Source organism: Azospirillum lipoferum 4B (genome assembly GCF_000283655.1).
Lineage (GTDB): Bacteria > Pseudomonadota > Alphaproteobacteria > Azospirillales > Azospirillaceae > Azospirillum > Azospirillum lipoferum_C.
On sequence record NC_016585.1, the window covers coordinates 896,714 to 907,822 of the forward strand.

Here is an 11,109-nt window from a genome sequence, read left to right on the forward strand (position 1 = left end):
GCCCCGGCCCTTACCCGCCGATGCCGAAGGAACGGTCGAGCAGAGCCGGAGCCAACGCCCCGGCGGTGAAGCTCCGCCCGCTCTCGAAAGCGGTGACGATCACGCGGGCCGGGCTGAACAGCATCGGGTCGATCTTGAAGAAATCGAACCCGCTCGCAGCGAACAGGTCGGCGAAGGGGCGGCCGTAGTCGGCGGAGGCCGAGCTGGGCAGGCGGGCGGCCAGATCGGCCGCGTCGTCGTCCGGCCCGTCGACCAGCAGATGGACGGTGCCGCCGAACAGGATGGCGTCGTTGGTCCGGCCCATCGCCTGGACGAAATCGCGGCCCGGCGGCGGCAGCGGTGCACAGCCGACGCCGTCGCGCACCCGATCCAGCGGGAAATGCAGGGCGTGCAGCTTGTGAAGCCCCACCTCCAGCACGCGGGCGACGATCTGGACGATGCCGGCCGGGCTGCGGGTCGGCGTCAGGATCAGGGTCACGCGCTCGGCCGGCACGCCGCAATCGCGCGCCACCTTTTCCACCACCGATGCCGGCGGACGCTTGTCCGTCTCCAGCACCAGCACGGTTCGGTCGGCCATGTCGCGATAGCAGAGTTCGGCGAACAGCGGTTCCTTCACCGCCAGGGCGCGGCCGGGGCCGGATCCCAATGCCGAGAATTTCTCGCCCGACAGGCTCCAGCCGGCATATTGGCTGCCCAGACAGGCCAGGACCGGGTCGGCGGCGCCGACCGTCACCTGCGTGGGCCAATGGGCGAAGGGTGAATCCATGGCGATGCGCACGCTGCCGGCGCCGCCCATGCAGATCTCGGCGATGCGGCGACCGGCCTCCAGGCTGCCGGGCCGGTCGATGCCGGCATCGATCACGGTGCAGCCGGCGGGATGCTGCTCCACCCCGATCCGCAGCATGGCGGCGTCGGCCACAAGCGCATGGACCAGGGGAGCGGCAAGCCGGTTAACACTGAATGGAAGCGAGGACATCGGCGGAATTCTCCAAAAGGCAGGACCGCCGCGTGCAGTCCGCGACGATGCGTTCGATACGGCGGGACAGGCGATGCCTCGCCTCCTCCTCGTCCCCGCCCCAGGCGGTGACGCTGCACAGCGGCTGTCCGCCCTCGATGGCGCTGCCGGCGCGCGGCAGGTCGGCGCACCAGGGGGGCCAGACGAAATCCGCAGGCACGGTCAGCGCTGCGGGGGCGTAGGCCACCGCGCCGGCAATGACGCCCGGACGCGACGGCCCAAGGCTCCACCTGCGTCCGGCTGCTGCGTTCAGATGGGCGTGCATCGCCCCACCCACCCGGTGGCGTTCAAGCAGGTCGAGCGTGGCGCCGGGGCGCGGGTTGACCTCCAGCACCGTCGCCGTTTCTCCGTCGACCAGCAGGTCCAGGCTGTTCAACCCGACCAGTCCGAAGGCCACCGCGATGCGGCGCGCCGCGTCCGACAGCCGGTCGACCAGTGACGGCGGCAGCGCCGCCGGCAAGACCGCCCCGCCATAGCGGAACGGCGCTTCGGCCGCCGGATCGGCCCATTGGCGGCTGACCGCCACCGTCTCGCACCGGCCGGAGCGGTCGGCGACGAAGGCCACGGAAACCGCACGCCCCGCCACCCGCCGTTGCAGGTAATGCCCGCCCGGCAGCGGAGCGCCGGTCCAAGGGGTGATGTGCCAGCCACCGGCGGCCCCCACCCGCTTGACCAGCCAGTCCCCCGGAACCGCATCGTCGGGAACCGCCGTCCGCGTTTCCGGATGGCCGATGCCCAGCTCCTCCAGCCCCAGCGTCGCCAGCCGCGCGGCGAAGCCTATCGGGTCCTTCACCGCCCGTACCACCTCCGGCCCGTTGCCGAGCAGGCGGTAGGGACCGGTCCGCATCAGGGCGTCCAGCAGGTCGGGAACCTGTTCGAATCCCGATCCGGCAACCAGACCGCTGCCCCGCGGAGCCAAGGCGCGGGCGGCAGAGATCAGCGCTTCACCGTCGAAGCCGGCGACGGGATCGCCCGGCACCCGGCGGGCAGGCACCGGCACATCGGCGTCGCCGAACTGGTCCAACGTCGCCACCATGGTTCCGGTTCGCGCGACCGCCTGGGCGATGGCACGGCCGGACAGGGCGGCGACCAGGATCAGGCCGCTTTCCGGCATTGGGCGCGGGCCAGGGTGAAGGCGTCGTCGAAGGCCAGATAGACCGGCTTCGCCGCTTCGCGCATCGCCTTGAACAGGCCATGCTGGGTCTTGAACTTCACGTTCCCTATGGCGAGCGCGCCGATGCCGACCGCGTCGGTCCCCTCGATGGGGCCGCCGTCGCTGAAGGCGTCCACCCCCTCCACCCCGGCCGGCGGCACGGCATTGACATCGGCCACCACCCGCACCGAGGGGGCGGCGGCGATCTGCGCGCGGCTCAGCACCTGCACGCCGGCGCGGGCGACGGCCAGCACCACGTCGGTCTCCGCCAGGATGGCGGCCTTGTGCGCGTCGGTCGATCCGTCCACCGCACCCAGCGTCACGCCGAATCGCGCATGATAGGAATCCGCCCGCTCGGCGACGGACGCGGCGCCGTCATGGCCGACCAGCCGCACCGACGCTCCGGCACGCGCCGCCAGCACCGCGGCGACGCCGCCCACCGGCCCCTTGCCGCCGAACACCGCGACCCGCGCCCCCGCCAAAGCCATTCCGGCCTTCTCGAGCTGGGCCTCGACCTTAGCGATCATCGCCGCGGCGGTGGTATAGGCACCCGACGGGTCGGCGAAGACGGAGATTTCGAACGGCGGCACCATGGCCCCGCGCGCCGCCTCCAGCATGTCCAGCGCCTTCAGGATATCGCGGCCGGCGATGAACAGACCGGTCCTTTTGGCATCGCCCGGCGCGCGGGAGAAGATCATGTCCTGGACAAGGCCCGGAACTTCGCCAGTCTCGACATTGGTATAGGGCACGACGACGCCATATCCGGCATCGCAAGCCATGTTGATATCGAATGGACTGACCGCCTTCACCGGAGTAATGGCGTGAATGATATAGGGCTTTTCCATGAAACGAATTCCTTGGTTCGCTTCATGGCACTGTCTTTCACCTCACATTGTCACGCTGTCTTTTTTGCGACTGTTTCATATCCGGCAGCGACCGCTTCGAGCCCGGAGATGGTCTCCACCACCGCCCCACGGTTCCGTCCCCGGCAGACGACGAAGCGCAGATTGGTCCGCGTCCGCCAGCGCGCCCGTGCGCCCTCCGCCGCCCGCTCGGCCGATCCGGCATCGCCGAAGATCGCGAAGCCGGTCGGCCCCCAGGAGCTCTGCCCGACGCCGGCAGCGCCGGTCGACGGCAGCCATCGCAGCACCTCCGCCACATCGGGACTGCTGAAGCGCCCGCCCTGTGCCGGGGCGAAATGGTCGCCGACCACGCTCTGCAATTCCGTCACCGCGGCACCGAACCGCATCGCGTCCTCCTCCGCCAGCGCCGGCAAGCCGACCATCAGCGCCAGACGGCACAGATAGGCCGCCTTGTCCGCCGGAAAGGGCGGCAGATCGCGGAAGGCGACCGTTTCGGCCGTGCCGGACAGGCCGCGATTGGCATCGTCGAACACCAGCAGCATCCGCCATGCCTCCGGCAGAGCCATCCGGCTGATGACCGGCGGCGGCTCGTCCAGTGCGCCCTTGCCGCCGTCCAGGATGACGCCGCCCTGCTCGAAGGCACCGACGCCGATGCCCGACCGGGCCCCACGGTCCAGCAGGCTGGCGACCCGGCGCGGCGGCAGCGGCCGGCCGGTCATCGCCGACAGGGCAGCCCCGACGGCCAATGCCAGCTGGGTGCCCGATCCCAGCCCGGAATGGCAGGGGATCGTCCGGCCGAGGCGCAGGGAAAAGCGGTTCTCCACCTCCAGAACACCGCACAGCCGGTCGAGATATCCGCTCGCCCTGCCATCCGTCCGTTCCGGGGTGCCGCCTGTCGAGTCCGCCCGGCCCAGCGTCAATTCCGTGCCCAACCCGTCGAGCGTCAGGCCCAGACTGCCGAAGCGGCGGCCCAGCCCGCCCTCCATGTCGAGGAATCCAAGATGCAGCCGGGCGGGCACCTCCACCCGCACCGCGTCGACCGTCTTTCGCTGTTCGCCGCAAATCATGGCCTACCTGTCGCAAAAGCCAAGGCGACCAGCCGCCTTTCGGCCATAATAAAATCGTCAGCGATAAAATCAATGAGTTCAGCGATAGAAATTTGCGAAGTCACAGTAACAATTCAAATTGCCGACCTCCAATTCTCATTCATTCGATGAATTGAGATGCGCTTCTCTATGCAGTTTCCGAGAACTTCTTCTCTTCCGATATCATGCGCGGGGTCTAGGACATGGACAGCGAACTCGGCGGGTCCGATCTTCCGCCTCTCATGAGCGATGTCGTTTGCCCGTTCTGCGCAATGGCCTGCGACGACCTGACGGTCGCTCGCGACCGGACCGGCCAGCTCAGGGTGACCGCCAACGGCTGTGCACGGGCGCGCACCTTGTTCGCCCTTCCGGCATTGCCGGCCCATTGCTTCATAAAGGGCCGCGCCGTTCCGCTCGACGCGGCGCTCGACGCGGCGGCGGCGCTGCTGCGAAACGCCGCCTCTCCCGCCGTCGGCGGGCTGGCCGCCGACACCGAAGGGGTCTCCGCAGCCCTGGCGCTGGCGGAGCGGTTGCATGCGGTGGTCGACCACGCCGCGTCCGACAGCCTGTTCCACGGCCTGCGCGCCTTCCAGGTGACCGGCGCCATGACCGCCACCTTCGGCGAGCTGCGCAACCGCGCCGACCTGTTCGTGCTGTTCGGGACGGAGTTCGACCGCCACGCCCCCCGCCTGTTCGACCGCATCGTCCATCCGCCCCAGGCCCTGTTCCGCGATGCCGGTGCCGCGCGCGGCTTCCTGATCGGTCCCGGTGACGGCCCGGTACCGGACGGGTTCGAGCGCCTGACCGTCGACCTGATCCATGCCCCGGCCATCGCCGCCGCCCTGTCGCAGCTGGTGTCCGGCGAAAGACCGCGTGGCGACCGGGTGGGCGGCATCGCGATGGAGGATCTCGCCCGTGTCGCCGCCGCGTTGCGCGAGGCCCGTTTCGGCGTCGTCGGCTGGATCGCCGCCACGCTGGACCCGGTGGCCGGCGACATCGCCATCGAGGCCTTCAACCGGCTGGTCGTGACCGCCAATGCCTCCACCCGCTGCGCCGGCTTGTCGCTTGGCGGCAAGGGCAACGCGCTGGGCGCCAACTACGTCTGCGCCTGGCAGTATGGCGTGCCGCTGCGGTCCCGCCTGGGGGCCGGCCCGCCGGAGCATGATCCGTTGCGCTACCGGCTGAAGAGCCTGCTGGCCGGGGGCGAGATCGACGCGCTGGTCTGGCTGTCGGCGCTGAACGGCGCGGAGGTGCCGGACACCCGCACGCCGATGATCGTGCTGGCCCGCCCGGGACAACCCCTGCCCTACGATCCCGACGTGCTGATTCCGGTCGCCGTTCCCGGGCTCGACCATGCCGGCAGCATCCACCGCGCAGACGGGGTCGCCGCCCTGCCGTTGCGCCGGCTGCGGTCCGCCCCCTCATCATCCGCCCCCTCATCGCTTGCCATGACGCTACCGACCGCCGCGGCAGTGCTGACCGCCCTGCTCGACCGGCTTCCCATCTCCCCTCTTCCCGCCCTGGTCCGGGAGACGCCGCATGTCTGACGCCTACACCCTGCTGCGCGGCGGCCGCGTCTGCGACCCCGCCGGGGCTGCGGACGGCACCGCCCTGCGCGAGCCGCCACGCGACCTGTATCTGAAGGACGGCCGCATCGCCGCGGCGCCTCCGGCGGATGCCCGCATCGGCGAGGTGATCGATCTCGAAGGCCGCATCGTCATGGCCGGCGCCATCGACATCCACAGCCACATCGGCGGCGGCAAGGTGAACCTCGCCCGCCTGCTGCTTCCGGAAGAGCATCGCGAGCACGGCAGCGGCCCGGACGGCCTGCGCCGCTCCGGCAGCGGGCTGTTCACCCCGTCCAGCTTCGTCACCGGCTACCGCTATGCGGAGATGGGCTACACGGCGGCGTTCGAGCCGGCGATGCTGCCCTCCAACGCGCGCCACACCCATCTGGAGCTGGCGGACGTCCCGATCATCGACAAGGGCTGCTACGCCGTCCTGGGCAACGACGATTTCCTGCTGGAGCGGCTGGCGGCCGGGGCGACGCAGTCGGAGGTCAACGACTATGTCGCCTGGATCCTGCACGCCACCCAGGCGGTCGGGGTCAAGGTGGTGAACCCCGGCGGCATCAGCGCCTTCAAGTTCAACCAGCGCCGGCTGGACCTCGACGAGGCGCATCCCCATTACGGACTCACGCCGCGCCGCATCCTGACCACGCTGGCCACCGCGCTGTCCGACCTGGGGGTGCCGCATCCGCTGCACATCCATTGCAACAACCTGGGCATCCCCGGCAACGAAGCGGTGACGCGCGACACCATCGCCGCGCTCGACGGGCTGCCCGCCCACCTGACCCACCTGCAATTCCACAGCTACGGCACGGAAGGCGACCGCCGCTTCTCCTCGGCCGCCGCCGAGATCGCCGAATCGGTGAACCGCAGCCCGAACATCTCGGTCGATGTCGGCCAGATCGTCTTCGGCCAGACCATCACCGCGTCGGCCGACATCATGTCGCAGTTCCGCAACAGCGGCCTCGCCAGCCCGCGCAAATGGGTGTGCACCGACATCGAATGCGACGGCGGCTGCGGGCTGGTGCCGTTCCGCTACCGCGACAAGGCCTTCGTCAACGCCCTGCAATGGGCCATCGGGCTGGAGCTGTTCCTGCTGATTGAGGATCCCTGGCGGGTCTATCTGACCACCGACCATCCCAATGGCGGCCCCTTCACCAGCTATCCGCACCTGATCCGGCTGCTGATGGACCGCAGCTTCCGCAACGAGCAGCTGTCGCGGATCAATCCCGACGTGGCTGCGCACAGCCGGCTCGGCTCCATCGACCGCGAATACACGCTGGAGGAGATCGCCATCATGACCCGCGCCGGCCCCGCCCGCGTGCTGGGGCTGCGCGACCGCGGCCACCTTCGCCCCGGCGCCGTCGCCGACGTGGTGGTGTATGACGACCTGCCCGACCGCGAGGCGATGTTCGCCGCCCCCGCGTGGGTGTTCAAGAACGGCCGCCCGGTGGCGCGGAACGGACAGCTGACCGCCACCGGCTGGGGCGACACCATCGTCGTCCGGCCGGAGTTCGATTCCGCCATCGAACGGCGGCTGAAGCCGTGGTTCGAGGATCACCAGACCGTGCGGCTCGGCAATTTCCGCATCGCGGACGGGGAAATCCTCGACCATGGCCGCGGCGGGCTTTCCATCGTTCCGACCCTGACGGCGTCCGACTCATGCTTCTGAACGGCATCCACATCGAGAACACCTATGCCGAGGCCTTCGACATGAAGGCGACCCGGCTGATCGTCACCGCCGACACGCTGGCCTGGGCACGCCATGCCGGCATGGCGGCGACGGGCTTCGCCACCTCGGTCATCGCCTGCGGCTGCGAATCCGGCATCGAGCGGGAGCTGTCGCCGGACGAGACCCCGGACGGGCGCCCCGGCGTGGCCCTGCTGTTCTTCGCCACCGGTCGCAGCGTGCTGGGCAAGCAGGTGGAGACCCGCCTCGGCCAGTGCATCCTGACCTGCCCCGGCACCGCCTGCTTCTCCGGCGTGCCGCGCGGCGCCAAGGAGGACCTGATCCCGCTGGGCCGCAAGCTGCGCTATTTCGGCGATGGGCAGCAGATGTCGAAGCTGCTGGGTGGCCGGCGCTATTGGCGCATCCCGGTGATGGACGGCGAGTTCCTGTGCGAGGAATCGAGCTGGAGCGTCCCGGCGGTCGGTGGCGGCAATCTTCTGATCCTGGCCGATGCCCGGATGGCGGCGCTGGAGGCGGCGGAAGCGGCGGCGGACGCCATGCGCGCCGTGCCCAACGTGGTGCTGCCCTTCCCCGGTGGGGTCGTCCGCTCCGGCTCCAAGGTGGGGGCGAAGTACAAGGGAATGCCGGCCTCCACCAACGACGCCTATTGCCCGACGCTGCGCGGCCTGCCCCGCTCCCGCCTGCCGGCCGAGGTCGAATCGGTGCTGGAGATCGTCATCGACGGGCTGACCGCAGCCGATGTCACGGCGGCCACCACGGCCGGGCTGAAATGCCTTATCGAGCGGGGTCGCGGCTCCGGCGTCTGGGGCGTCACCGCCGGCAATTACGGCGGCAAGCTGGGCCGCCACCACTTCCACCTTCACGAGTTGCTGCCATGAGCGTGCTCAGCTTCCGCCTGAAAGGCCCGTTGACCGGCCGCATCGACGCCTCTCCCCTGCTGCCGCACCGGCTGGCGGAGCTGGACATGGCGGAGATCGCCGCCTTGCCGTTGCGGATCGGTCGGGGCCATGCCGCCGTGGGCGACCTGTTCGAGCTGTCCGGCAGTCCGGGCGATGCCGTCGAACTGGAGGGGGACGAGCGGATCGACTTCGTCGGCGCCGGGCTGACCGCCGGCACCATCCGGGTCGCCGGACCGGTCGGCCACCGCGCCGGCACCGGCATGAGCGGCGGCACCCTCGTGGTGGACGGGTCGGCCGGGCTGGCGGCGGGCGCCGCCATGCGCGGCGGCGTGCTGTTCATCGGCGGACATGCGGGCGACGGGCTGGGCGGCGCGCTGCCGGGTGAGCGGACGGGGATGACGGGTGGGCGGATCCTGGTGCAGGGCAATTGCGGCGACCGCGTCGGCGAACGCATGCGCCGCGGACTGATCGCCGTCGGCGGCGATGCCGGCGCCTTTGCCGCCCTGCACATGAATGCCGGCAGCCTGCTGATCGGCGGCAAACCGGGCGCCGCCATCGGCCATGGCATGCGAAACGGCACCATCCTGTTCCGCGGCGAGGTCGAGCCGCTGCCGGGTTTCGCCGACTGCGGCCTCAACCAGCTGCCGTTCCTGTCGCTCCTGGACAACCATCTGTCCGAACTGGACGGGGTGCCGCCGACCTGCCGGGGCCTGACCGGACGGGCGCGCCGCTGGCTGGGAGACCGTGGCTTCGGCGGACGCGGCGAACTGCTGGCCTGCCTCTGACGATTCTGCCCCCATGGCTCGTCCGGAATAGCCGCATCGGTGCAGGTGGGCTAGCACCTATGGGCAGGCAAATCGTTCACACGCGGATGGTTGTGTTTAAAAACAATCAGGATCCGCACGGACGTCGTTCTCCTTCAAGAATTATGTCCGCTTTGTTCAATGTCACCGGGCCTCTTCCTCGTACGCTCCTTGTCATAAAACTTTGATGGTGCGGAAAGGGATCGCCCCCCGCCCATCCGAACGTGGCCACCGAACAAACAAGGCCGCGGAAAAGCAGCGTGTTCGCCGACCATTCGCGACCCACGACAATACGAGCAGGAATGCGGAAGAGGGGCACGGGACGATGAAGTGCAATGAACAGCAGTCCGGCGTTTCCAAGATCGACACGATCGGTTTTCTCCTGGTTCCCGATTTCTCCATGATCGCGTTCACCGCGGCGGTGGAGCCTCTGCGCCTTGCCAACCACATCAGCGGAAGGGAGCTGTATCGCTGGGCGCTGCTTTCCCCGAACGGCGGTGTCCAGCGGGCCAGCAACGGCATCGGGATCTGCGTCGATCACACCATCGCCGACGCCCCGCCGATGTCCGCCGTGATGGTGTGCAGCGGAGTCGGTGGCCACTGGTACGAGGATCGGGCGGTTTTCTCGTGGATGCGGCGTTCGGCCGCCCAGGGAACCGCCTTCGGTGCCCTGTGCACGGCCAGCCACATCCTGGCCCGCGCCGGCCTGCTGAACGGCTACCGCTGCACCATCCATTGGGAGAACATGGCCGGCTTCGCCGAGACCTTCCCGGAGATCGAGGCGACCGGCGAACTGTTCACCATCGACCGCAACCGCTTCACCTGCGCGGGCGGCACCGCCGCCACCGACATGATGCTGCACCTGATCGCCGCCCGCCATGGCGAGAAGCTGGCGGCGGACATCGCCGAGCAACTCCTGCACACCAAGATCCGGGCCGGCAGCGTCCGCCAGCAGGAGGAACTGCAGACCAATCCGATGCTGGATCACGAGGATCTCAACGCCGCCGTGGCGGTGATGCAGGCCAACATCGAAGAGCCGCTGGATCTGCTGACGCTGGCCGCGGAACTGGGTCAGTCCCGCCGGAACCTGGAGCGGCTGTTCCGCAGATACATGAACTGCTCGCCGGCCAAATACTATCTCGGCCTCCGGATGAAGCGGGCGCGGCAGTTGCTGTGCCAGACCCGCATGTCGGTGATGGAGGTGTCGATCAGCTGCGGCTTCATTTCCGCCACCCACTTCAGCAAATGCTATCGCGACCATTTCGGCGTCGCACCGCGCAGCGACCGCCAGAACCAGCGGCACAGCCCGCTTGCCGCAGCGCATGAGTTCGCCGGACTGACCTGATAGCGCAACCGACACCGCGGCGCGGACCGGCGCCGCTTCGAAAAGACTTGCGGGGGACGGCGGAAAAGACCAAATCGGTGTCGCATTCGAACAGATACCGTCCCCTGGATACCGCTAAGGTACAAAACGGCCTGCCCGACACCAATCCTCGTCTGGCCCCGCCGGACAACAGCCAGGAGGACGGCACCGATGCTCGAAACGATCCTTTCCGCCCAATGCGCACGCGGCGCGACTGCGGCCGATTCAAGGGTGTCCACGATCCCCGCAGGCCTCTACGAACTGTTTCTGGAGAATGTCGTCCTGCCCTGCCGGATCGGCGTCTTCGATTACGAGCGTGACGCTCCCCAGCGCGTGCGCATCGACCTGCTGTTGCATGTGCGCCAGGACAGTGCCCAATTCTCCGACGATATCGGCGACGTGCTGTCCTACGACGATCTGCTGTCGGGGCTGAAGCGGATCCTGATGGACGAGCACACCAATCTGGTCGAGATGCTGGCGGAAAAGATCGCCCGCATGTGCCTTGCCCACGAACAGGTGCAGTCGGCCCGCGTGTCGGTGGCGAAGCTGGACATCTATGACGGGGTCGCGGTTCCCGGCATCCGGCTGGAGCGGACGCGCGACCAGCTGCCCGGTTCGTCCCTGCCGGCGTCCCGTCGCCTGATGGTCTTGACCGATCGGCGGATCTGAT

The 11,109-nt window shown here is 69.0% G+C and carries 10 protein-coding genes; 6 read left to right on the forward strand and 4 right to left on the reverse strand.

From position 1 onward, the window contains the following. Positions 1 to 10 precede the first annotated feature (10 nt). From mch to AZOLI_RS17735, 4 genes are read right to left on the reverse strand one after another with little or no spacing between them, the layout of a single operon-like run. Positions 11 to 976 (reverse strand): methenyltetrahydromethanopterin cyclohydrolase, encoded by a 966-nt coding sequence (mch, locus tag AZOLI_RS17720; protein WP_014188535.1) that lies wholly within the window; start codon positions 974 to 976, stop codon positions 11 to 13. Then, positions 951 to 2,129, reverse strand: coding sequence for an ATP-grasp domain-containing protein (locus AZOLI_RS17725; protein ID WP_014188536.1), 1,179 nt, complete (start codon positions 2,127 to 2,129; stop codon positions 951 to 953). The genes mch and AZOLI_RS17725 overlap by 26 nt, the downstream gene beginning before the upstream one ends. Continuing rightward, positions 2,111 to 3,013 (reverse strand): NAD(P)-dependent methylenetetrahydromethanopterin dehydrogenase, encoded by a 903-nt coding sequence (locus tag AZOLI_RS17730; RefSeq protein ID WP_014188537.1) that lies wholly within the window; start codon positions 3,011 to 3,013, stop codon positions 2,111 to 2,113. The genes AZOLI_RS17725 and AZOLI_RS17730 overlap by 19 nt, the downstream gene beginning before the upstream one ends. A gap of 50 nt (positions 3,014 to 3,063) precedes the next feature. Continuing rightward, a complete protein-coding gene (locus AZOLI_RS17735; RefSeq protein WP_014188538.1) occupies positions 3,064 to 4,098 on the reverse strand; it encodes a beta-ribofuranosylaminobenzene 5'-phosphate synthase family protein in 1,035 nt (344 codons plus the stop codon). 260 nt (positions 4,099 to 4,358) lie between these two features. Here AZOLI_RS17735 and AZOLI_RS17740 point away from each other — a divergent pair, with 260 nt between their 5' ends. From AZOLI_RS17740 to AZOLI_RS17765, 6 genes are all read left to right on the forward strand, one after another. Further along, entirely contained in the window at positions 4,359 to 5,663 is a 1,305-nt protein-coding gene (locus AZOLI_RS17740) for a formylmethanofuran dehydrogenase (RefSeq protein WP_162488259.1), read from the forward strand. Further along, entirely contained in the window at positions 5,656 to 7,356 is a 1,701-nt protein-coding gene (locus AZOLI_RS17745) for a formylmethanofuran dehydrogenase subunit A (protein ID WP_014188540.1), read from the forward strand. The genes AZOLI_RS17740 and AZOLI_RS17745 overlap by 8 nt, the downstream gene beginning before the upstream one ends. After that, entirely contained in the window at positions 7,347 to 8,252 is a 906-nt protein-coding gene (gene fhcD / locus AZOLI_RS17750; protein WP_014188541.1) for a formylmethanofuran--tetrahydromethanopterin N-formyltransferase, read from the forward strand. Before AZOLI_RS17745 ends, fhcD begins: the two co-directional genes overlap by 10 nt. Further along, the gene (locus tag AZOLI_RS17755) at positions 8,249 to 9,058 is read left to right on the forward strand and encodes a formylmethanofuran dehydrogenase subunit C (RefSeq protein WP_014188542.1); all 810 of its coding nucleotides are present in this window, start codon (positions 8,249 to 8,251) and stop codon (positions 9,056 to 9,058) included. Before fhcD ends, AZOLI_RS17755 begins: the two co-directional genes overlap by 4 nt. A 343-nt stretch (positions 9,059 to 9,401) precedes the next feature. Next, entirely contained in the window at positions 9,402 to 10,421 is a 1,020-nt protein-coding gene (locus AZOLI_RS17760; RefSeq protein ID WP_014188543.1) for a GlxA family transcriptional regulator, read from the forward strand. Between the two features lie 249 nt (positions 10,422 to 10,670). After that, positions 10,671 to 11,108 carry a dihydroneopterin aldolase gene (locus tag AZOLI_RS17765; RefSeq protein ID WP_244442574.1) on the forward strand — a complete coding sequence of 146 codons (438 nt, stop codon included), beginning with the start codon at positions 10,671 to 10,673 and terminating at the stop codon, positions 11,106 to 11,108. The last annotated feature ends 1 nt before the right edge of the window (position 11,109 follow it).